This is a genomic window from Blastopirellula marina (genome assembly GCF_002967765.1).
Classification (GTDB): domain Bacteria; phylum Planctomycetota; class Planctomycetia; order Pirellulales; family Pirellulaceae; genus Bremerella; species Bremerella marina_A.
The window spans coordinates 659,060-681,722 of the sequence record NZ_PUHY01000006.1 but is presented as its reverse complement, the minus strand read 5'-3'; the positions used below and the strand labels follow the sequence as shown (position 1 = coordinate 681,722).

Here is a 22,663-nt window from a genome sequence, read left to right as displayed (position 1 = left end):
TTTACTTTTCGAGCGAGGAGGAGGTAGTAGAGGTAGGAGGAAGGCCGCCAATGAAGACCGGATCGATCACGTTGTTATCGTCCAACATATCTTGGAAGAACAACGCCTCGACCTCGGCTCCTTCGGTATAACCCAAATCGGAAAGGTCGATCCCAACAGCAATGATCTTGGCGGGTGCGGCGTGCGTGACCCCGCCGTTATGTTTGCCTATGAGCAGTTCTTCGACGCTGCGAATTGGTTGTTCGAAGCCATACAAACGGAAACCACTCAAGGTATGTGCCTGACGATCCGCGAGGGAAATATCGAATTGACGAATCGAGTGGCTATGAAGGCCAGTCTCGAACGTCATGGGGGAGACGTGGAAAGGGTCGCCCTGTTCCGGGTGGACGACCACTTGCAAGTCGAAATAAACAACATCGGGCCCAGGGCCATTGATCACGGGTTGGTGAAAACGGACCGCGAAGCCAGGTGTGCGTTGTTCGAGATCGGCGTTGGTGATATCCGGATCGGCGGTCAACGGTTCCACGCTTCCGCCTGGGTTTAACAGGCCTGTCGCCAGCGAACGGTCGTGATCGAGGAGTTCGGCCCGCGTACGACTGCCGTCTCCTTCCACCGGATCACGTAGAGAGTTTGGTGTGGTCATATTCTGCGAGTTCCGGCCCGAACGGAAATGGATTAGCTCGAAGCCGATCAGCTGGTCAACATCGTACTCATACGTTTGACCGCCACGCTGCACGGTGAGGTTCACCAATTGATCTGGCTCGGCGGCTTCGGGGCCGGTGGCTTTGAAATCGACCACGCGATCTGGAAGCGACGCCTGGTAGTTGTGGCCAAAACGGTCCTTATTGCCTGGGGCGATTTCGCCCAACGAGTTCACCACCCGTCCCTCGCCAGCAGCCAACATCAGGCCATCTTTCTGCGGCTGGGCTTTCTCGTCCACGGCAAACAGTTCGGCTGCTCCTTCAATCACTTCGACATCGGCTTCTCCCGTTTCGTTCACATGAATCGAGAAGCGAGTCCCTTTATCGACCACGACTGCCTTGGGAGTTAAGACTTGAAACCCTTCGGCCCCGTCAGGGGCATAGACCGAGCAGGTGCCCATCTTTAACAGAACGCGTTCGGCCGATTGAACGTTGAACACAGCCGGAGCTTGAACGATCATCTCGGCCCCGGTTTGGCTGCGAAGCTGAACGCTTCCTTCTGCCAGAGCGTAATCATGATTCAATTGCAATGCGTCCCCAGCCGCTGGAGATTGTGCTTCGCCGAAGAAGCGGCCGCGTGCGAGCTGGGCCAGCTGCATGACCGGCTGAGCTACGATCGCTGGTTGAGGGTCTTCTTGAACCGCGACCTCAGGTGACTCAACTTCTACGGAAGGGTCGTTTACCACGGAAGGTGCTTGGCGATTCCAGATAGCCCACGGAACAATTAGCAGAAGTGCCAGACTCAAAGCGATCAGCGGACCATAGATGGCCAGCGAAGGCTTCTCGGCGCTTGCCGTGACAGGCCTGGTCTTCGCGAAGGATGGAGGAGGCTCGCTTTGATGTTCCTCAGCTAACTTGGCCAGGCCGTATTCCAGATCGAGCAGCAGAAAGTACTCGCTGCGAGCATCGGAATTTGTCTTAAGGATCGCTTCCAGTTCCGCATGTTCGTCCGGGCTGAGCGCATCGTGAACGATCAGGTGGGCCAGTTCCGCCAGGCGACGTTTGGCGTTGTCGTTCATTGCTCTCCTCCTTCCACGGCAAGCCGGGATTGCACGCACTGGGCCAGTTTCCGGCGAATGGTTGCCAGTTGGTTGTAAAGGGTCTGCGCTGATCGCCCGGAGGCAGTGGCCAAGTCAGAAAGTGTTGAAGCACTTCCGTAAGCATTCCACACCAACTGTTGCTGCTTCTCGGTCAGCTTCTTCACACACAACCGGAGTGCCGCCAGGTGATCAGTTTGGGCAGAAATTTCTTCGCTTCGCTGTTGGGCGAGTAGTTCCAACAGGGACTCACTGAACTGGAGTCGGTCACGCTGCGCGGTTCGCAGGAAATTCTTCACTTCGTAAAACGCAACGCCGCATGCCCATGACAAAAAATCACGATCGTGGTCGAAGGTCTCGAACTTCTTCCACAACAGCAAGCTGCACCGCTGGAACACATCATCCGCGTCAGCATGGTGCGGAAGCAGCGAATAGATGTACGCATGCAACCGCTCGCAGTCGGCCGAGAAGTACGCCAGAAAATCGGCGTAGCGGCGATCGGATGCCGCATCTACTGGAAGGTCATGAGTCATGCGGAAGGAAGGATTGGGTAGGGAGCGAGGACAAGCCAGAGAATCTCCAAGAGGAGGCCTCTACGTAAGGATCGTACACCCCCGGTTCGATTTACTACGACAAAACCAAGAAATTCGTAGATTTATCTTCCGTGAATCCAGGGAAGGATGGGGCGATGATTCGCAATGCAAGAAAATCTGCCCCAATCTTCCGAATGGGCCATTTTGTGTCAGGCCATCGCGGCAGCATCAATTCTTCTGGACTCGCTCGATGTACGACTTAAATTCCCAGCGATCCTTCCATGCCGGCAAGTAAGGGGCGTAACGGGGGTCGGCGAACCAGAATTCTGGTTCCGGATCAGGCTCGGCGAGTTTCCCTTCTGGGTAGTCCTGTCCGGCGAAGCTGGCATCTGCCGCATCGTTCCACGCGAGGAAGGCTTTTTTCATTTGAGCAAATCGCTTCGGCTCTTCCTTCGCCAAATCGTGCTCTTCGTGTGGGTCGGTCTTCAAGTTGTACATCTCAAATGTCTTCGCATTGGGATGAACTAGTTTGTAATCGTTGTCGACCCAGGCCGCTTGTTTCTGAAAGCGAAACGGGATCGGCCGCTCGCGGGAAGTGAGTTCCTCGGCCAGCAATGGCTTCAAACTGGTTCCGTCGATTGGCTGCACGAAGATATCGGTCGGTAAACTCAAGAGGTCCGCCACCGTCGGGAAGAGGTCCATCGTGCACGCGGGATAGTTGGTGACCCGTGGTTCGATTCTCCCAGGCCACTCGAAAATAGCTGGAACGCGAAGCCCCCCTTCGTAGACGTTTCCTTTGTTGCCCCGCAGCCCACCCACCGTTTCGGGCTGGATGCCCCGTAAGCCGCCGTTGTCGCTACAGAAAACCAACAGCGTATCGTCGGCGATGTCCATTTCGCGAAGGGCTGCTCGCAAGGTGCCGACACTGCGGTCCATGGCAACCAGTTCGCCGTAATGTTCCGCTGACTTCTCGTTCAGCTTCCCGAAGGAGGCTTTGTCTTTTTCGAGTGCCTTGAATGGGCTATGCGGCGTGCCATACCAGATGACGGTAAACATCGGTTTGTCGCCATCTTTGTGCTTATTCAGAAACTTAATCGCCTCCGCCACGACCACATCGGACGAGTCACCTTCCTTTTGCTCGAACTTACCTTCGCGGCTCATCAAGGGGCTTTGGTCGTAGAAGTTGGTTACGGAAAGCCATTCGTCGAAGCCGAATCTGCCTGGGCTGTAAGGATCGTCTTTGAGAACTGGGGCACCGGGACCCTTCAATCCGTTGAGATGCCACTTACCGAAATGCCCCGTCACGTAGCCAGCGGCCTTTAACGCTTGGGCAATCGTTTTCTCTTGATGACGGAGTGCGTAACCGTGTGAAAGCACACCACAGCGATCCGGCGAGCGGCCCGTCAGGACGCTGGCCCGCGTTGGCGAACAAACGGGGCAGCCCGCATAGAAGCGTTCAAATCGCAAGCCATGTTCGGCCATGTTGTCCAAGTTAGGTGTTTTTAATACTGGATGGTTGCGATAGCCAGTTTGTCCCCAGCCCATGTCGTCAGCCATGACGAAGATGATGTTCGGCTGCGAGTCTGACTTGCTAGTTTGCTTCTCTTCGACGTAACGAACAACGGCGTAGTAAGCGCCCACTTCCTGCTTGGTGTCGGTCAGGAAGACCGGCGCCAATTCATGCGAACCCTTTTGTAGCTGCGTGGTAAAAACAATCTCGGTGTCGTCGGGATGAACCGGTTTCGTTGCGATGTCCGTTCCGTCAATTCGAAGCGTGGCCGACTTGATAGGAATCGCTTGGCCAGGCGTTGTGCGGTAGGCCCGCGACGCGCCGGGCACGTTTTGCCCTGGGGAAAGCTCGGCGATGATGGGATGGTTTGCCTCGGCTGGCCAGCGCCGGACGCTCACTGCGTACGTCCCATCCCGGATTACGTTCACGGCCCAGTGCCCGGTGTGCTTGGCGACGTTCTTCTTCGGATTAAGCCCATGGGCCGCTCGGATGTGAGCCTGATTCCAAGGTGGCATCTCCTTCTGAATCCAATCGTGCCCAGTCAGCGAAACTTCACCTGATTTAGGGTGTCCCAGGTAAATCTCCGTTGTCTTGGCAAACGTCGGTTCGAGTTCAGCCCACCACTGATCGTAGAAAGCCTGCATCTTCGCTACTTGCTCGGGATGTTGGTCGGCGACGTTGGTTTTCTGACCAGGATCTTGGTGGATCTCGTACAGTTCCTTGCCGTTTACTAGTCGCCACTTTTGCGACATGACGGCAGTTTGTTTCCACTTGATGGGATCACGGACTCGCTGCGAATCGGTCACGAGAAAGCGATCGTTCCACTCGCCATGGTTGTCGGCTTCCAGCAGCGGTCGAATTGACTTGCCATCGAACTGGTAATCAGCCGGAGCCTTGCCGCCAACCAGATCGAGTAGCGTCGGTGCGATGTCGACGGCGTGCGAAAGCCAATCGTTGACGTGCTTCTTGTTCATACCACCGTCTGGCCAATAAAACATCAGTGGCACGCGGTGCCCGCCGTCGTACTCGCTTCCCTTCTTGCCACGCATCCCGGCGTTGAAAACTGTATTTCCGGTCGCGGTACCGTTATCGGTCGTGTAGATGAAGATGGTGTTGTCGGCGATCCCCAGTTCTTTCAGCAGGGCCCGCGTTTGCCCGACATTGTCATCGATGTTGGTGATCATGCCAAAGAACGCAGCGATCGCCTGCTTTTGGTCTGCGTACATGTCCATATATTTCTCGGGACAATGCAGCGGACCATGCGGTGCATTGGTCGCGATGTAGGCGAAGAACGGCTGATCCGACTCGGCGTTATCGCGAATGAACTGATTCGCCTGGCGGAAGAAAACATCGGTGCAGAAACCTTCCGCCGATTCGATCTGACCATTATGGAAATACGCGCCATCAAAGTAAGCGTTGTCCCACACATCTGGCGTTTGTCCGACTCCGCCCCCTCCGTGCCGATAGACTTCGTCGTAACCGCGATCTTCTGGCCGATACGGATAGTTATCCCCCAGGTGCCATTTGCCGAACATGGCGGTCTTGTAACCGTTGGCTTTCAACATCTGGCCGAGCGTCGCCTCATCGGCACGCAGCATCGAACGACCCATGATCGTATGCCAGGCCCCGGCACGATCGGTCCAGTGGCCCGACTGTAGCGCCGCCCGAGTCGGCGAGCAGGTCGGGGCAACATGATAATTGCTAAGCTGCGAAGACTCAGAGGCCAGCTTGTCGATGTTGGGGGTCTTAATGACTGGGTTGCCGTAGCAGGCCAAATCGCCATAACCCTGATCGTCGGTGATCACCAGCACGATGTTCGGCTTGGTGGCTGCCGTAAGCCAAGAGGTGGTCAGCACCACGAACAGAAGTGCCAGAAGTCCGCGCGATATCGGTAAGCAAGGTAGTGCCATGGTCATTCCAGCTAGGGTAGGAGAAGGGGGCGACCGTTGGGCAATCGGCCAGGGAAAAGCGAGTGGTGGGAAGAACTGCATTCTCTCTGCTGAAAAACGGCCCGTCAACTTTCGGCCAGTTATAGCAATAAGACGCAATTCAGCGGAAAGATCTGGTCGAATTACTGCTTCGCGGCGTGCTCTGCAATGAAGTCGGCTACTTTTTGTGGATCAGGGTGTGTGAAGTGATGACCTTGCGACTTCTCTGTGCCAGCTTTTACTTCCATGATCTCGATCGAACCACCCAGCTTGCGATAGCGCTCGGCCAGGATAAAGGTATTCTCCGTCGGAGGAACGACCTTATCGTTCAGCGAAACAATATGCAGCACAGGGATCTTCGCCTTCGCGATCGGCTTGAGGAGATCGATTGGGTTGCGGTCGTATTTCATCGCCTCCTCGTTGGTGAGGCCGTACTCTTTCAAAAGGACATCCCACGAGCCCTGGCTGCCAACGCCGTTGCCGGCTCCTTTCGGCCAGCTCTTGATGTCGCACACTGGCGTATCCGCATAGATGCAAGCAACACGGTCAGGATGCCGCGCGGCCCAGCCGTAAATAAATAGGCCACCGCGGCTCACCCCCTCGAGGGCAACCTGCGAGGAAAGGCCTCGCTCGGTCATGAAGTCGTAGAACTTGTCCCAGTGTTTCATGGCCCGCTCGCTACCGAGCATGTTGTCCGTATTGATGTAAGCGATATGGAAGCCGCGCTCGAGTAGCAAAATGTCCGCTTCGGCATGGAAGCCAGGAAATCGAGCTCGCCAAACCCAAGGGTTGCCAGCTGCGGCCTCTTTTGGCACCACCACGTAGGCAGGGCGATCATCCACAGAAAAGTCGAATCGATCGTACCCGTTCCATCCCGACTTTTTGCCAGGCCAATCGCCGGCGAGGCTCGTCGTGGTGAGGCAGATTAAGAGCAGACAAATTGCGAGAAGGGACGAAATTCGGTGCATGGTGGGAAGTTCGACAGGAAAAGGAGGGAAGGGACGCGCACCCAGGTGACGTGAAGCGAGGCTAATTCCTCTCATCATGGCTGAAAAAAGCTCCGAGGTCTCCTAAGTTAGCCATTTTGGGTGATGCTCCGCTAGCGAGAACCCGCAAAAGTTCTCGCTTTTCTTGAACCTGGTGGCTAGAATAACGCACAGATGCCGATCCCCTACTAAAAGTACCTACCTGGGATCCAAACCCTCCCCATCGGCCGTTCCCCCACTTCGCGGCTCCTTCCCCACGTTTCAAATCGCTATGAAATCGAACCTTTGCGTTTTGAATTGCGCGCCGACCTTCTACCGACTTGGCTTGTTGGGTCTGTTCTTGCTGGTTGTTAGTGGCAGCACTTTGCTGGCCGAAGAAGAGCAGACTGCCAATCCAGTGCGCTCGTTTCTCGAGAACAACTGCTACGATTGCCATCAAGGTGAATCGCCCGATGCTGGGCTCGACCTCGAGAAGCTGACGTTTGATCTGGGTAAAGGGAATCAGCTTGACCGTTGGGTACGCATCTACGATCGCGTCGAATCAGGCGAGATGCCCCCAGCCGAATACGGCGAACTCGACCCCGCCGACAAAAACCAATTCCTCACGGCGACGCATCACGGGCTGGTCGATTTTCAAACAAAGCTGCACAGCAAATATGGTCGTGTTCGTGGACGTCGATTGACTCGCAAGCAAATCGAACGTTCGCTGCAAGATTTGTTTGCGATCGATATTCCACTGCTCGACTTCCTACCAGAAGAAATGAAGACCGACGGCTTCACTACCGTCGCCGAAGGGCAGGGGATGTCTCACTTTCAGATCGCGGCTCACCTGAACACGGTCGACGCGGCCTTGGACGAAGCGTTTCGCCGAGCTCTCTCGCCCGAAGATGTCTATCAGCGTGACTTCGATGCCGAAGGGGTTGCTCGAACGAATCCCAAGCGTCGTTGCCGCGAACCGGAGATGCGTAATGGAAAGGCCGTGATTTGGTCGTCGGGCTTGATCTACTACGGCCGTATGCCAGCGACGACTGCACCCGCTGATGGTTGGTATCAATTCGCCGTCACGGTGTCTGGCTTGAAACTGCCCAAGACCGGCGGAGTTTGGTCAACCGTGCGTAGTGGCCCGTGTGTTTCGACCGCACCACTATTGAGCGACGTGACCAACTTTGAAGCGATGGAGAAGCCGAAGACCGTGGAGTTTACCGCGTGGCTTCCGAAAGGACACATGCTTGAAATTCGTCCCGGCGATGGCACCCTCAAGAAAGGGCGTTTTGCCGGAGGTCAAGTTGGCGTCGGCGAAGGTGAAGACCAAGACCTAGCAGGCCTCGCTTTTGAACGGGTCACCATGGAGCGGATTCACCAAAACGGCGGCGACGACCAAGTTCGCCAGGCAATGTTCGGCGATTTGAAAGTCGAACCGAGCAAAAACAAGAAGCAACCGTGGAAGGTGGTCAGCGAGAATCCGAAGAAGGATACGGAGAAGCTGCTTTTGGTCTTCGCGAACCGAGCCTATCGTCGTCCGGTGAAGCGAAGCGAGATCGAGCCGTACGTGGCTGAGGTTCATGAAGCCCTCGATAAGAAGACCGAGTTTGTCGATGCTTTGCGACTCGGCTACCGCGCTTTGCTTTGTTCGCCACGCTTCCTGTACTTCGCGGAAGAGCCCGGCCCGCTGGACGACTACGAAGTCGCGACGCGTGTGAGTTACTTACTCAGTGGAAGCACGCCCGACGCTAAGCTGACCAAGCTGGCGTCGGAAGGCAAATTGCGTGATCGTGAAGTCTTGAAGGGAGAAGTTCGTCGTTTGCTGGAAGGGAAACGGGGCGAGCAGTTCCTTCGTGATTTGGCCGCCGAATGGCTCGACCTCGATCAAATCGATTTCACCGAGCCAGACTCGAAGCTGTATCGCGGGTTCGATCCGATTGTCGAACAGGCAATGCTTTCCGAAACGGAAACGTACTTGCAGACGATGCTCACAGAAAACTTGAGCGTGACCCATCTGATCGATTCCGACTTTACCTATCTCAACAGCCGTCTGGCCCGATACTACGAGATCGATGGAATTGAAGGGGACGAACTGCGACGCTTCAAGCTTTCGCCAAAGAGTCAGCGTGGTGGGCTGCTGACCCAGGGAGCCATCATGAAGGTAACCGCGAACGGCACCACCACCTCGCCGGTGGTCCGCGGGGTATGGGTTTCCGAGCGACTGCTCGGTGTTGATGTGCCGCCACCGCCGAGCAATGTCCCTGCGGTCGAGCCGGACATTCGTGGTGCCAAGACCATTCGCGAACAATTGGCCAAGCATCGCTCGCAAGGCGAATGTGCCAGCTGTCATACCAAGATTGACCCGGCTGGGTTTGCTCTGGAAAACTTCGATCCTTCTGGACGGTGGCGAGATAACTACCTCGTTACCAACGGACGAAAAGTCTCGAAGGGACAGCCCATCGACGCCAGCTATGACCTACCAGACGGACAACGATTCAAGAACGTCCAAGGCTTCCAGAAGATCATCACCCGCCAGCCAGAGCGTCTTGCGGCAAACGTTGCCGAGAAGTTATTGGTGTACGGAACTGGGGCATCGATCGAGTTCGCAGATCGAGCCGAAGTCGAGAAGATCGCTCAACTGGCCGCTGCCGAAGGTTACGGTTTTCGCACCGTGATCGAAGAGGTAGTTGTTAGTCCCTTGTTTTTGTCTAAATAACGTTTCCTTTTAGTGAAACAGAAAGATACGACGCCATGTCGCGCCAAGTTTATTTCAACTTCGGAAAGAAACTGAGCCGCCGCACAATCCTCCGCAGCACAGCTGGGGTAGGCATGGCCATTCCGTGGCTGTCGGCCATGAACAAAGCGTTTGCCGACAACGACAAACCGAAGCAGCCACGCCGCTTTGTTGCGATGACCTTAGGTCTCGGTCTGCATGCCGACAATTTGAATCCCGAGGGGGAAGGGCGTGATTACAAGCCGTCGCTGTACCTGGAAAAGCTGCAGGATATTAAAGATCGCTTCTCCGTGATTTCCGGAACGTCCCATCCGCAAGTCTCCGGCGGTCACCGAGCGGAAGCCAGCTTGCTGTCCGCTACGCCCATGGGGACCGGCGCCCAGTCGCGAACGACCGTTTCCATCGATCAGTTGCTCGCTAAGCATATGGGGCATCATACCCGCTTTCCTTCGTTGGTCCTCAGTTCGGCCGGAACCAACAGCCCTTCCTATACCGAGAACGGCTCGATGATCCCGGCCGAGAGCTCGCCGGCCCGACTGTTTATGCAATTGTTCGTCAGCGATTCGCCGGCGGAACAGGCCAAGCAGTTGCATCGCGCTCGCCAAGGCAAGAGTATCATGGACCTGGTCGCCGAAGATGCGAAGTCGCTCTCACGAGAACTCGGCGCCGGCGACCGTGATCGCTTGGCGGCATACTTCAACAGTGTCCGAGAACTCGAACAACGGATGGTCGACGCTGAGCAGTGGGCACATCTGCCTAAGCCGAAGGTCGATATCCCAAAGCCACTCGACATCAGCAACCCGAACGATTTCATCGGTCGGCAACGTCTGATGAGCGATATGATTCGCCTGGCTCTTTCCACCGACTCGACCCGCTTCGTCTCGTACCACTTGGGTGGTTCCGGCGGCGTGGTTCCGATTGAAGGTGTCGGTGAAGGGTATCACTCACTCAGCCACCATGGCATGGACGAAGAGAAGCTTGCCCAGCTGGCCCTGATCGAAACGAGTATCGTTCAAGCTTGGGGCGATTTCGTACGTGGTTTGGACTCGGTCCAGGAAGAAGAAGGAAGCCTCTTGGATAGCACTTCGGTACTGCTGACCAGCAACTTGGGCAACGCTTCCAGCCACTCGAATCGCAACATGCCCGTCTTGTTCGCCGGTGGCGGCTTCGAGCATGGTCAGCACTTGGCATTCGATAAGAACAACAATTACCCGCTACCAAACCTCTATCTATCGGTCCTGCAACAGTCTGGTTTGGACGTTGATCAATTCGCAACCAGCACCGGAACGATGAACGGTTTGGAGCCTACCGCATAACGGCCGGTACGCCACCAAGTTCGTCAGCCAACAACATGCTAGGCCAAATCAAAAGGCCCAGGGCCTCGTCACGTGACACTGGGCTTGGTCGTGATCAATTCCCACGGATCGTCTTCGCCACATTGTGAGATCATTCGAGGCAGGCCAGTGACGACTGCCTCGCGCCACTCCGGTGTGATTTCACCGGCGATTGGCTTGAGTTCGGCATCGCCTTGCTCCGATTCGCGTACAAAGAAGACAACCGGCGGGCTGGTCATCCATTCGACGAAGTGCTCGGCCACGCGATTGGTTAGCTCTGGTGGAGCATCCAGGAACATCCCATCTGCCACGAAGACAATCTGGCATGGCTTTTCTTGTCGGCCCCACAGCCGATCGCAGCCTCGCTGCAGCACGCCTGCCAAGTGATGTCGCAAATAGCTTGTCTGGTCGTCGAACGCTTGATCGACGTATCCATCGAAGTTCCCCTCTTGCGAGCAGAGCAGGGGAGTCACGGTACCCGTCAGATCGATTCCGGCCACATACCACCGGAACGATTGGGGCTCGATCAGGACCGTAAGCAGGACGGGGCGTTTGTTGGACAAGGGGGTTACTCTCCGGCCACTGGTTTGCACGTCTCGTGGGTTAAGTCTTCCAGCAGGTTACCCGCCTGATTGAATGCTTCCAAGAGGTCATGGTCAACAGCGTGCCCGCCGGGGGCTTGCGTTAGCTGCTGTGTGACTTGGCGTCCCAGCGATACATACTGCTGCATTTCCTGAACCAAAGCTTGCTGAGCCGCTTCCTTCTCGTACAACCGAACCGCCTCGTGCAGCAGTTCAATCAAGTCGTCCGGATCCCACGGCTTGGTCACGTAACGGTACAGCCCACCCGAATTGATCGCTTCGATTACCGATTTGATATCAGCGTAGCCGGTGAACAGAATTCGAGTCGTTGCCGGGAATCGATGATACGCCTGGCGGGTCAGTTCGGCACCGGTCATCTCGGGCATTCGCTGATCGGTCATCAACACGTGGATCGTGTTGTCGGCCATGATCTGCAACGCTTCTTGACCCGACTCGGCCGTGAACACTGTGAATTCGCGGCGCAACAGTCCGATAAGCGAGTGCAAAATGTCTGGCTCGTCATCCACCAATAGAATGGCTGGCTTAGCTTTCATGGCTTCCTCCCACTGACTGACTTGCGAGCGGACGTACAGGTAATTGTACACGAAAGGTACTGCCCAAGCCCAGTTCGCTGCTGACTTCGATCGAACCGCCATGGTCGCGCACAATCCCATAGCTAACCGCTAATCCTAAGCCCTGACCACTTCCGACGGCGCGGGTTGTGAAAAACGGCTCGAAGATATGGGCTAAATCACTGCTGGGAATTCCCGCCCCATGATCCTGCACATCGATCGCGACCCCCGTGTCACAACGTGAGGTTCGTATGCTAATCGTCCCCCCATTGTCGCTGGCTTGGATCGCGTTCAGCAGTAAATGATGGAGCACCTGCTGGATTTTGCCTGGTTCGCACAAGATTTGCGGGACGTTGTCCGGCTCGATCTTCAAGTTGATTTGTTTGCTACTGAGTTCATGCTGCAAGATCTGCGCCACCGCGGTAACGGCCTCAGGAAGGTCGAGGTAATCGAGCTTCGCTTCGTCCAAGCGGGCAAACGACCGTAGATTCTGAACGATATCTCGAACCCGTTTCAGCCCCGCCAACGAACGGTCGAACAACGCCGGCGACTCGTCCCGAATCCAGGCGTAATCGCATTCTTCGGCCAACTCGGCAACTTGTTGGGCCAGTTCCGGGTTGGTTTTCGCCAGATCTTCCTGGGCAGTTCGTACCAAGTCAAGGATCTCGAACGCTGAGGCGACGTCCCTTTTCAAGACGGCCAAGTTGTTGGCTACCAAGGCGATGGGATTGTTGATTTCGTGAGCCATCCCGGCGGCCATTTGACCGAGGCTGGCCAGCTTTTCGCTTTGAACGAGGGCTGCTTGCGTTTCGCGTAGCTGGCGATTCTGGTCGGCGAGTTCTTGCTCGAGCCGAACGATTCGCTCTCCTTCACGCAGACGAACACGCAGTTCGTTGTGGTCAACCGGTTTGACCAGAAAGTCGTCGGCTCCGGCTTCCATGCCGACCACCAGGTCTTCTTTTTCCGACTTGGCTGTCAGCAGGATGATATAGACATAAAAGGGAAGGTTGGCCGAGCGAATGCGGCGAATGAGTTCCAAGCCGTCACTCTCGGGCATCACCCAGTCGGTCAGCACCATGCGGAATGGTTCTTTCTCGAACTCGGCCCAGGCCTGGGCTCCGTCTTCGACCTCGGTGACATCGTAGTCCCAGCCGGCCAATGCGCGAACGAGGATTCGTCGCATCATCAATCCGTCTTCGGCTACGAGGATTCTCATGGTGCTTTTCGGAAAAAGGGCAAACAGGGCGTCGCGTTTGGGGGGGCTGCGATCATGGGACCTGCGTCGGTGATGCCAAGTTGCTATTTACCATTGGATCGGATTTCGCCGAGTGCAGACATTAGCTGATCGATATCTTCCTGCAACTCAGCCCAAGCTGCGTCGAATTCATCGACGTTGTTGTTACGACCCATAAATTCGATTCGTTTGGCTGCCTCCGTGGCCGCGTCGGCCGCGAACAACGCGACCGACCCTTTCAGGGTATGCGCCGAACGGGTCAGCCGCTGCAAGTCGCCGTCGGCATGCGCGGATTCGATCTCGTGCATTTGCTTTGGGCATTCCCCAATAAACAGCTCGATCATCTCTTGCAAGATCTCGTGGTTCCCGCCGACGTTCTCTAACGCTCGCTGCTGATCCATGGGTGGGGCTCCATTGGAGTGCACTTGCGGCTCGACACTTGGCTCAGGCGGGCTTTCATCTTCGTGAACGCGTTCAACCGCGGCGAACAGCTCTTGCGGACGAAATGGTTTCGAGACGTACTCGTTCATGCCCACCGCCAAGCAGCGTTCACGATCCCCCTTCATTGCGTGCGCGGTCAGGGCGATGATCGGAATCTTGTGCGGAGAGTCTCCTTCCAGCTCGCGAATCTCGGTGGTCGCGGCAAATCCGTCGAGAACCGGCATCTGCACATCCATCAAGATCACGTCGAAGGTGCCTGCGCGGAACGCATCGACGGCCAGGCGGCCATTCTCGACGGAAGTGACTCGGTGTCCGCGATTCTCCAACAAGCTTTCGGCCACCTTACGATTCACCACGCCATCTTCGGCCAGCAAGATATTTCGAGCGCGAAATTCCGTGCTGCCGTCTGGCGAGAAGCGGTTCAGCTGCTTGGAGTCGCCGCGCATGGTCCCGAGAGCCGAGGCAATACCATTGAGTAACATCGACTGGGTGATCGGCTTAGTAATGCTCTTGGCAATTCCCAAGCGATCAGCCAGCTGAGCTTCAATCGGACGATCGGCCGACGAAAGCAGCATGATCGTCAGTTGCGAGGGATCAGCAATGCGGCGAATGTGTTCCACCAGTTCGATCCCGTCCATCCCGGGCATCATCACGTCGATCAGCACCAGCTTGAACGGCGCCTTGTTTTGTTTGGCTTTGTCGATCTCGACCAGTGCATTCGGGCCGCTGCCAACCACCGTCGGCTTCATGCCCCAGCTGTTGAGCATCTCTTCGCAGATGATGCGATTGGTGAGGTTATCGTCAACGACAAGCACCTTCAAGTCATACAGCGTATCGAGCCCCGCCGGTGTGGTTGGGGCGGCATCGGCTGCTCGGCGGAATTCCACAATAAAGTGGAAGGTGCTGCCTTCCCCCAGTTCACTTTCCACCCAGATGCGGCCACCCATCATCTTGGTCAGCTGCGACGAAATCGCCAGGCCCAACCCTGTGCCGCCGTATTGCCGCGTGGTAGAGGCATCGGCCTGGGTGAACGCCTCGAAGATTGTCTTCTGCTGCTTGGAAGTAATCCCGATCCCGGTGTCATGGACCGAAAAATGGAGTCGAATTTTGTCGCCTGAGAACGATTCATTCTCGACTTTCATCACCACTTCGCCTCGGTCGGTGAACTTGATGGCATTCCCAACGAGGTTGACGATGATTTGCCGTAATCGTCCCGCATCGCCGACCAGGCCATCGGGGACTTCGGGTAAGATGCGGGCCGCCAGTTCGATTCCTTTCTGCGAAGCACGACTCGCGAGCGTATGGACCGTCGAGCCCAGCACCTCGCGCAGACGGAACGGCATCTGCTCCAGTTCCATCTTGCCCGCTTCGATCTTCGAAAAGTCGAGGATGTCGTTTAGCAGCACGAGCAAAGAGTCGGCCGAGCTTTGCACCAGTTTTTGGTACTCGCGCTGCTCCACCGTCAAGTCAGTGTTCAGTAGCAACTCGGTCATTCCGATGATGCCGTTCATCGGTGTGCGAATTTCGTGACTCATGTTGGCCAGGAAGTCGCTCTTGGACTGATTGGCCGACTCGGCTTGCTCTTTGGCCCGAACGAGCTGCTGATTCATTTCGGTCAACTGTTCGGTCATCTGATTAAACTGCTTGGCCAGCGTGGTCGCTTCGTCGCTGCCTCGCACGGGAACTTTGGCTTCCCAATCCCCTTCGCCAATCGCAGCGGATGCGTCCGTGATCTCCCGGATCCTGCGCGAAAGGGACCATGAGAACCCACCGGCAACTGCCAGCGTTAACAGCGTTGCGAATAGTGCCAGTGACCAAATGTTCTGCCGCATGATCCGAATGGGGGCAAACACTTGCGCGGCCTCTTGTTGGACCATCACAATCCAGTGCAAGTTTTGTGGCGAACCTGTCTCGCCGGTGGAAGTCGCATAAGCGGCAAGCACCTCACCTTCGCCGTTGGGGCGGTGTCGGGTGGCGATGATCCCTTTCTGGGTGAAGTCTTGATCGAGGTTCTGAAAATACTTTCGCCCATCCGCCAGCGGTGCGGAAACTCCGGGAGGTCCGCGGATGATGCGATAGTCGTGTGTAAACAGAAAGAACTCGGTATGTGCGTTGGTGTCAACGCGCGATTGGCCATCGATGATGCTGAAGACTTCTTGGATGTTGAGCACCGCTTTCATCACGCCGGCCAGCTTCCCCTCCTGTGTCTCGACCGACATGCAGATATCGACCGAGTAGACACGAGCACTGTCGTCGAAGGAAACATCTCCGATAAACACGCCATGCTTGGCAGCTTCCTGCCACCACATCTCGTCATCTTGTCGATAGTCCGATGTGCGGCTGGTCAGCGCGGCGATCCCGCCGTACTGATTGGTAAAGAAGATTTCGCCATACACCGCGTAGCCGGTTGCTTCCTGAAGTTTCTCCAGTCGAACACGTAATTCTTGTGAGAGCTCGTTATCTAAGAATCGTGACAGTAACTTCTGCTGCTCCGGCACGGTACCGGTCTGCCACTCTTCGTCCAGTCGAGCGACCTCGGCCGCAGGATCGGAGTACATGGCAAACTCTTCATTCGCGGCATCTAATGTTTCCAGAACCAAGTTGCTGCGAGTCAGCGCCTTAAGATTAGCAACGTGCGTACGTAACGCTCGATCGATTTCGTCCATCACGGCCGCCGCCCTGGCAGCGGAGCGATCTTCAATGATCTCGCGTAAGCTATGTTCGCTCACCGCTACGGCGTAATAGCCAACAACCCAGATCAACAGGGCTGGCAAAACGGTCGCCAGAAGCAACTTGTGAACGATTCGCATGTAAGATGAGGGGCATTCGGCGGGGCAAAACAAACGCACGGACCTAACCGCCAGGATCCGTGTTGCGATACCTCCATAAAGTCTTCTTTAATTTAAGGCAGGGAGGATTCCCCTGGCAACGACTAACTCGGCCAGGCGGTCGGTTATTTCCCGGGTATCTCACTTCGGCGTGCATTAGAATAGCTATTGCGCCAGCCGATTTTCGCTTGGGTTGAAATCGACCGCCCTGCAAAGCTTATTCAACCCAAATAGTTGACCTCGGGCTCCTACTGTGAGACTCTTGGGAACTCTTAAGTCCGTTTCACCCAACAAATACCACGCTCGCCTAATATCCTTCCCTCCGGTAGATCGATGATGTCCTACTTGAAACCTCTGCTTGCGTCTGCTGCTTTGCTTGCGTTCGTCTTCACTCATTTCACTCTGTCCGCTTCCGCCGCCGAAGTCGACTCTACCGTCGTATGGAAGAGTGGTGAAGATGGCTATCACACCTATCGTATTCCCGCATTGATCCAAGCCGCCGATGGGACAATGTTGGCTTTTAGCGAAGGACGACGCAGTTCGCGGAGCGATACTGGGGCGATCGATCTGGTGATGAAACGCTCGACCGATCAAGGTAAAACCTGGGGCGAGCAAGTCGTTGTCTGGCAAGATGAAGACAACACCTGTGGAAACCCTTGTCCTGTGGTGGATGAATCGACCGGACGCATTCACTTGCTACTGACGCATAACCTGGGCGAAGACCACGAATCGCAAATCAAACTGAAGAAAGCAAAATCAACCCGCACGGTTTGGGTTTGCCACAGTGACGATAACGGACAGACTTGGACCAAGCCAAAAGAGATTACCAGCAGCACCAAGAACCCTGACTGGGGCTGGTATGCCACCGGTCCTGGCGTGGGTATTCAGATTAAGCATGGGCCGCACAAAGGCCGCTTGGTGATTCCCTGCGATCATAGCTACTCGGTAGATCCATCGGTACGAAAAGAAGGCTATGGTTTCGGTTCGCACGTGATCTTCAGCGACGACCACGGCAAGACCTGGGAACTGGGTGGCACCATCCATCCTGATATGAACGAATGTCAGGTTATCGAGGTCGGCGATCAGGGACACTTGGTGATCGATATGCGTTCGTACCGCGGCCAAGGTTGCCGTGCGCAATCAGTCAGCACCGACGGCGGCGCGACCTGGTCCGAGATCACCGATGCTCGCCAAATGATTTCGCCCGTTTGTCAGGCCAGCTTAATTCGCTACTCGTGGCCGACCGACGGACAGCCAGGCTTGCTGCTGTTCTCGAGCCCGCGCGATCCGAAGAAACGCCGCAACCTGACCATCCTAGGTAGCTTCGATGATGGGAAGGATTGGTCGTGGCAACAAACTCTATATCCTGGGAACTCCGCTTATTCGTGTTTGGCTCCTCTTGGCGACGGCATGGTAGGCTGCCTGGGCGAGGTTGGTGAAAAGAGTGCCTACGATACAATCACTCTCTTCCGCGTCCCGGTTCCTCAACCCAAGTAGTCAGGCGGTAAGCATTGGGCGTTTCACTGGAACAGCGATTTCAAGGATGTCTGTGCGGACTGGCCGTTGGCGATGCTTTGGGCGGCCGCTTCGAGGCCCAATCGGCCGAGCATCTGCGGCAACGATTCTCGAACGTCGATTCGCTGATCAATTATGTGACCGATGAAATCTGGTACACCGATGACACGCAAATGACGATCGCCATAGCCGAAGTCTTGGCCGACCATGGCGAGATTTTGGAAGAACCACTTTGCGCTGCGTTCGTAGCCAACTACGTCCCTTCGCGTGGCTACGGCCGCGGAGCGCGGATGGTGATCGAAGCGATGGAAGATGGCGAAGACCATCGAGCGGTCGCCAGAAAGCACTTTCCTGGCGGTTCGTACGGCAACGGGGCGGCGATGCGTGTCGCGCCGGTCGGGCTAATCTTCCAGGGCAATTCGGAGGAGCTGTTGAAGCAAGCAGAGTTCTCCTCGTTGCCGACACACGTTCATCCGCTGGGAATTGAAGGCGCCCAGCTTATCGCCGCCGCTGTTGCTTACGTGACGAAGACGACCTCCTTCGATCGAGCCGACTTCTTTTCATACTTGCTATCTCACTGCCAATCGGAAGATCACCGCGCGAAGCTGGCGGCTGCCGCGAAGGTTGAATTGGTCGAACAACTCGCAAAGCTGGGCAATGGGATCGAGGCCCTCGAGTCGGTTCCGACCGCGATCGCCAGCTTCGCGCTAACGCCTGACTCTTATACCGAAACCATTGGTAACGTCATTCTGCTGGGCGGCGACACCGATACCTTGGCGGCCATGGCGGGGGCGATCAGCGGGGCTTATCTCGGCATCGAAGGAATTCCTGCGCGGCTTCTGAAACACCTCGAGGAATCAGCCAAGGGGCGAAGCTACATTATGGACTTGGCGAAGCGATTGTTTCAGCGGCATCAAGAAACGTCGGTCAGTCGTTAGATCGTATCATCGAATGCGACAAGATTCCCTGTGATTCGTCCCCGTAAGAAGTGAAGTGGTCGGGTATGCCTCTCCTCTTTAAAAAGGTATCCAACGTTCGCCAATGGCAATACGTCGACGCGCTCATTCCTCACCTGGCGACCACCCTCGAAATGCCTTGGGAATCAATGTCTCTTGATGTTGCAAATAGGGAAGTTGCCCCTTCGATCGCGGAGATCAACACCATCCATGAATCGTTGCTGGTCCGTCGCTGCGGCCTGTCGGCGGTGGAGCAAATCAAATCTATCGCGGCGTTGACAAGGCCAGCCACATTTCAAGATCTTTGTCAGGTCCAGCAAGCGGTACTGGGAATTGATAACGTGGCGTTCCGGGCAACGAACGCGTTTACTCCCTGTCGCCACGAACGATACGCTTACTTTGCTGGGCTTCCCGAGTTGTTCGCGCGAAAGGTGGCCGCAGATCTTGCGGATAGTTGCCCGGCCATTATCAAGGCGGCTCGCGTTTATCTCGATATCATCTTCGTGCATCCCTTTCCTGATGGAAACGCCCGAGCCGCGATCTTGTGGTTGAGTTACTTCTGCTATCGTGCCAGGCTGCCACTGCCAGACTACCGCCGATTGTTTGCCTTCCCGTTCGTGTCCGGCAGTCGGCGCTGCTACTCGGCGTTCGTCGAGTTTATTGTCGAGGAGATCGAAAAACATGGCCGCTGAAAGCCCACGCATCTTCTGGCGAGAGGACGAGCAGACCTACCTTCCGCAAATCGATCCTCTCAAGATTGGTGAACTGCTCACACAAGAGTTGGAGCGTCACGTGAAAGGAGTCGAGGCCGGGCTGGTCGTATCAAGCCAAGACTTCTATGAAAAGCACATCGAGAAGTATCGCCACGGCACAGAAACCCAGTATCGAAAGAAAGCCGCGTCCGCCGAAGTCATGGTCGCCTACGAGTCCTTGAAGATCGTCAATGCGGCGCTGCGACAAGCGTTGGGGGACTGGATTCCCGACGGGTACGTTTACATTACGCTGCTGCCCAAGTTTCAAGACGAATTAATCGCCATCGGTTGGGAGCGAATCAATGAGGCGAAACAAATTCTCCTGGAGGGACTCATCGCTCGACGACAACAGGTCGATCAAATGCTGAAAGATTTGGATCAGCAAGCGAAGAGCATCGCGACCACATCAAACACAATTGACCAGCAAGCGATTCGTGAAACACTGCAGATGCTAACACGACAAGAGATCGAGCAAACGGACTGTGAAGACCGATGGTTCTTCGACTTGGAGGAAAAAACGGCCCTGTGGATTACATCACTCAGTGGCTCGCCCGTCTTCGATGAAATCGAGAAAATCGCCGATCGAAACTTTGAAAGCTGGGTGGCTCCTTCGGATGATGCAATCATCCGTTTCGCCGATGAAATCGCGGCGATTGGCGTTAAGAAACGCTTCGAACAAGCATATGGGCCTGAGGAATGATTGTTCCCTGGTTAGCTTTCTGAATACGCAAACTGAAGCTGCGTAATGTTTCGACTTATCGATTCGACACATGATCTCTTATCGCCGGCACGAAATTCATTTTCAAGAATTCCAAAAAACGAGCGAACCATCTGAGACAACGCTCGTCTAACTATCCAGACAAACACATTCACCCTTTTAGTTACCAGTGAGAAGAACTTTCCATGTTGCCAAACTTCAACATAGATCGACTTCAGATTGACGGCGGTAAGCAGTTGCCTGTGCCAACAGGGAACGGTTATCCGGCTCATTTTCTGCGCTTGTGACTTCATGGGATAAAACCCAACGGCTGATCCAAAGCCCGGTGTCATAAGCGACGCCGGGCTTTTTTTGTGTCCCTACCGAACCCAAGTGGTCAAAACGTTGGCCATATGCTGGGCTTCGTGAAAGGTACGCGCCCCACTGCGGTAGTCGAGGACTGGTTGTCCATGCTCGACTGATACTCGGGCCGCGCTGAGTTCGATTCCCAGGGCTACCACTTAACAGCCACTTAACCAGCGAGCCAAATTCCAGGAAGGAAATCGATGACCCTTTTTTACAAACAGTGCCGATTGGTCAAACGTACGAGTCAAACCACGGCCGTTGAACTCACGTCGTGGATCCCGGAGAAGTATGCCCAGCTGCACAACTACGTGCAGCTGAAGCAAGCCGACGGCTCGTTTGTCGATGGCTGGGAAGTAACGTGCGTCTCGACGGAGAAGCTTTCAGAAGCACATCTCCCCGATTCGCACGCGATGATCAAAGGTCATAAGAAAGCGACCGGCGATGCGCTACCCAAACTTAAGTAAGCATCGGTACTGCACACAGGTCCGTCGTAGCGTACTGCCGCTGCGACGGACCAAGGTGAATGGAACCTAAAGCGATCAAATGGGACCGAGGTGTTACGGCAGCATCCCTGGCTCTTAACCAGGCGGGTGAAGGTTCGAGTCCTTCCTGTCCCACTTAGTGATTATCGATTGGATCGAGGACTTGGCCCGTGGAAGCTTTCAAGCGAAAAGGTTGCCAGCCGCCAGGCGGGTCCCATTCCCCCTTGCCAATAACGGTGTTGGTATCAGCCGCCGTGATGATGACCCCGTCGATACCCAGACGGTCGGACGTCCACAGCGGTTGGCCTGACGAATCAAGACGAACCACATTTTCCGCGGAGGCAATCAGACAAACCGACGATTCGAAAAAGAGGTGACCGAAGTAACATGCCAGGTCGTGTCGTGTGACCTGTTGTTGATCAACATCCACCACGTAATAGGCGTGTCCCCAGCCGACAATCAGAAAGCCTTGCCAGATGCCCGCTTCGCGGAACGTGAAGACTTCCGCGTTGCTTCGCCAAAGTTGAACACGCAACAGCGGACGACCATCGCGTGTGACCAGGTAAGCCGCATCGGCCGGACGCTGGTCTTGGGCATTGTGATTGAGCTGAATGACCGGCAAGTCGGCGTATTCGGAGCGATCCAGCGTCTTCCACGGTACTTCGGTGACTTCCATGAGAATCGCTTCCTGAAGAATTTGATGCGAATTGCTGAAATGATTCTAAGAGGCTGTTCGCAAACCGGCAACACGCACTGGTAGTCCAGCGGCTAGGACATCGCACTCGTAATGCGGCGACGAGGGTTCGAATCCCTCCCTGTGCTCTCACGATCTTTGACAATTCAGCAGATAGATCAGCGCCCATGATGTAGCGGCAGCCTACTGCCTTGCCATGGCGGAAGTGTGGGTTCGACTCCCACTGGGCGCTCTCGCCGAAGGTGAGAAGAGAGTTGAGAGGAAAAAGTAGAACGGGAGAAAGAAAGGGGCCAGCGCGTGAATGCAAAAATAGCAATTCCAGTTGCTAACGCCCGGGTTTCTTGGAATCAACACGGTCTAAGGCTCTCCTTTCTACTCTCCTTCTCAAGACGACGAATCAAACTTCACGATGTGGGAAAGCTTGGCTAATCCGCGTGCTTCGGGAGCACGAGATCGCTGGTTCGAATCCAGTCATCGTGACTCAAACAATTGTGTGGTGGGTCCTGTGTTGGTACGGGATGGCGGCTGTTAACCGCCCAGACGCAGGTTCGATTCCTGCCTCCACAGCTTTCATGAGATTTGTGCTCTTGGCCGAGCGGCAAAGGTTCCAGGCCTCCAACCTGGCGAGGCGGGTTCGACTCCCGCAGAGCACTCTTGTTTTGGCAAAAGTTCAACCGATGATGCGAACCTTGTTCGCTGTAGGTTAGTCTCTTGTCAGCAGTCTTGCGAGGTAGAAGCTGTTGGTAGTATCGCTTGGCTCTGAACCAGGAGGTCGTTGGTTCGATTCCAACCCTCGCAGC

At 55.6% G+C, this 22,663-nt stretch carries 16 protein-coding genes and 7 tRNA genes; 14 read left to right on the top strand and 9 right to left on the bottom strand.

Annotated features, from left to right (window positions below; genetic code table 11):
- Position 1: 1 nt before the first annotated feature.
- The 4 genes from C5Y83_RS10685 to C5Y83_RS10670 all read right to left on the bottom strand — a co-directional run bounded on the left by C5Y83_RS10685 (position 2) and on the right by C5Y83_RS10670 (position 6,677).
- On the bottom strand, positions 2 to 1,720 hold the full coding sequence (locus tag C5Y83_RS10685; RefSeq protein WP_105329646.1) for a hypothetical protein: 1,719 nt from the start codon (positions 1,718 to 1,720) through the stop codon (positions 2 to 4).
- On the bottom strand, positions 1,717 to 2,271 hold the full coding sequence (locus C5Y83_RS10680) for a sigma-70 family RNA polymerase sigma factor (RefSeq protein ID WP_105329645.1): 555 nt from the start codon (positions 2,269 to 2,271) through the stop codon (positions 1,717 to 1,719). The genes C5Y83_RS10685 and C5Y83_RS10680 overlap by 4 nt, the downstream gene beginning before the upstream one ends.
- 228 nt (positions 2,272 to 2,499) lie before the next feature.
- Entirely contained in the window at positions 2,500 to 5,691 is a 3,192-nt protein-coding gene (locus tag C5Y83_RS29825) for a sulfatase-like hydrolase/transferase (RefSeq protein ID WP_105329644.1), read from the bottom strand.
- A gap of 161 nt (positions 5,692 to 5,852) precedes the next feature.
- Positions 5,853 to 6,677, bottom strand: coding sequence for an alpha/beta hydrolase family protein (locus C5Y83_RS10670; RefSeq protein ID WP_105329643.1), 825 nt, complete (start codon positions 6,675 to 6,677; stop codon positions 5,853 to 5,855).
- A 289-nt stretch (positions 6,678 to 6,966) separates the two neighbouring features.
- On the opposite strand from C5Y83_RS10670, the gene C5Y83_RS10665 reads away from it, so the two are divergent.
- Positions 6,967 to 9,393 (top strand): DUF1592 domain-containing protein, encoded by a 2,427-nt coding sequence (locus tag C5Y83_RS10665; RefSeq protein WP_105329642.1) that lies wholly within the window; start codon positions 6,967 to 6,969, stop codon positions 9,391 to 9,393.
- A gap of 35 nt (positions 9,394 to 9,428) precedes the next feature.
- Entirely contained in the window at positions 9,429 to 10,727 is a 1,299-nt protein-coding gene (locus tag C5Y83_RS10660; RefSeq protein WP_105329641.1) for a DUF1552 domain-containing protein, read from the top strand.
- Positions 10,728 to 10,795: 68 nt separating this feature from the next.
- On the opposite strand, the gene C5Y83_RS10655 is transcribed toward C5Y83_RS10660, so the two are convergent.
- The 4 genes from C5Y83_RS10655 to C5Y83_RS10640 all read right to left on the bottom strand — a co-directional run bounded on the left by C5Y83_RS10655 (position 10,796) and on the right by C5Y83_RS10640 (position 16,383).
- On the bottom strand, positions 10,796 to 11,308 hold the full coding sequence (locus tag C5Y83_RS10655) for a hypothetical protein (protein WP_105329640.1): 513 nt from the start codon (positions 11,306 to 11,308) through the stop codon (positions 10,796 to 10,798).
- 5 nt (positions 11,309 to 11,313) lie between these two features.
- Positions 11,314 to 11,880, bottom strand: a complete 567-nt coding sequence (locus C5Y83_RS10650; protein WP_158262320.1) for a response regulator — start codon at positions 11,878 to 11,880, stop codon at positions 11,314 to 11,316.
- A complete protein-coding gene (locus C5Y83_RS10645) occupies positions 11,870 to 13,114 on the bottom strand; it encodes a sensor histidine kinase (RefSeq protein WP_105329638.1) in 1,245 nt (414 codons plus the stop codon). Before C5Y83_RS10645 ends, C5Y83_RS10650 begins: the two co-directional genes overlap by 11 nt.
- Positions 13,115 to 13,197: 83 nt before the next feature.
- Positions 13,198 to 16,383, bottom strand: coding sequence for a response regulator (locus C5Y83_RS10640; protein ID WP_105329637.1), 3,186 nt, complete (start codon positions 16,381 to 16,383; stop codon positions 13,198 to 13,200).
- Positions 16,384 to 16,746: 363 nt separating this feature from the next.
- Here C5Y83_RS10640 and C5Y83_RS10635 point away from each other — a divergent pair, with 363 nt between their 5' ends.
- The 6 genes from C5Y83_RS10635 (at position 16,747) to C5Y83_RS10610 (ending at position 21,304) form a co-directional block, all read left to right on the top strand.
- Complete coding sequence (locus tag C5Y83_RS10635) at positions 16,747 to 17,898, top strand: sialidase family protein (RefSeq protein WP_158262319.1); 1,152 nt, start codon at positions 16,747 to 16,749, stop codon at positions 17,896 to 17,898.
- Between the two features lie 14 nt (positions 17,899 to 17,912).
- Positions 17,913 to 18,854 (top strand): ADP-ribosylglycohydrolase family protein, encoded by a 942-nt coding sequence (locus tag C5Y83_RS10630; RefSeq protein ID WP_105329635.1) that lies wholly within the window; start codon positions 17,913 to 17,915, stop codon positions 18,852 to 18,854.
- 65 nt (positions 18,855 to 18,919) lie between these two features.
- Positions 18,920 to 19,564 (top strand): Fic family protein, encoded by a 645-nt coding sequence (locus C5Y83_RS10625; RefSeq protein WP_114304677.1) that lies wholly within the window; start codon positions 18,920 to 18,922, stop codon positions 19,562 to 19,564.
- The gene (locus C5Y83_RS10620) at positions 19,554 to 20,324 is read left to right on the top strand and encodes a hypothetical protein (protein ID WP_105329634.1); all 771 of its coding nucleotides are present in this window, start codon (positions 19,554 to 19,556) and stop codon (positions 20,322 to 20,324) included. Before C5Y83_RS10625 ends, C5Y83_RS10620 begins: the two co-directional genes overlap by 11 nt.
- Before the next feature lie 563 nt (positions 20,325 to 20,887).
- Positions 20,888 to 21,151, top strand: coding sequence for a hypothetical protein (locus tag C5Y83_RS10615; RefSeq protein ID WP_105329633.1), 264 nt, complete (start codon positions 20,888 to 20,890; stop codon positions 21,149 to 21,151).
- An 81-nt stretch (positions 21,152 to 21,232) separates the two neighbouring features.
- A tRNA-Lys gene (locus C5Y83_RS10610) sits at positions 21,233 to 21,304 on the top strand.
- Between the two features lies 1 nt (position 21,305).
- On the opposite strand, the gene C5Y83_RS10605 is transcribed toward C5Y83_RS10610, so the two are convergent.
- Positions 21,306 to 21,845 (bottom strand): hypothetical protein, encoded by a 540-nt coding sequence (locus C5Y83_RS10605; RefSeq protein WP_105329632.1) that lies wholly within the window; start codon positions 21,843 to 21,845, stop codon positions 21,306 to 21,308.
- A gap of 74 nt (positions 21,846 to 21,919) precedes the next feature.
- Between C5Y83_RS10605 and C5Y83_RS10600 the strand changes: the two genes are divergently transcribed.
- The 6 genes from C5Y83_RS10600 (at position 21,920) to C5Y83_RS10580 (ending at position 22,662) form a co-directional block, all read left to right on the top strand.
- Positions 21,920 to 21,991, top strand: a tRNA-Thr gene (locus C5Y83_RS10600).
- A gap of 33 nt (positions 21,992 to 22,024) precedes the next feature.
- Positions 22,025 to 22,095: transfer RNA gene (locus C5Y83_RS10595), tRNA-Gly, on the top strand.
- Positions 22,096 to 22,268: 173 nt separating this feature from the next.
- Positions 22,269 to 22,343 (top strand) — tRNA-Pro (locus tag C5Y83_RS10590).
- A gap of 12 nt (positions 22,344 to 22,355) precedes the next feature.
- Positions 22,356 to 22,430, top strand: a tRNA-Asn gene (locus tag C5Y83_RS29400).
- A 14-nt stretch (positions 22,431 to 22,444) separates the two neighbouring features.
- Positions 22,445 to 22,516: transfer RNA gene (locus tag C5Y83_RS10585), tRNA-Gly, on the top strand.
- A gap of 71 nt (positions 22,517 to 22,587) precedes the next feature.
- Positions 22,588 to 22,662, top strand: a tRNA-Gln gene (locus C5Y83_RS10580).
- Position 22,663 lies beyond the last annotated feature (1 nt).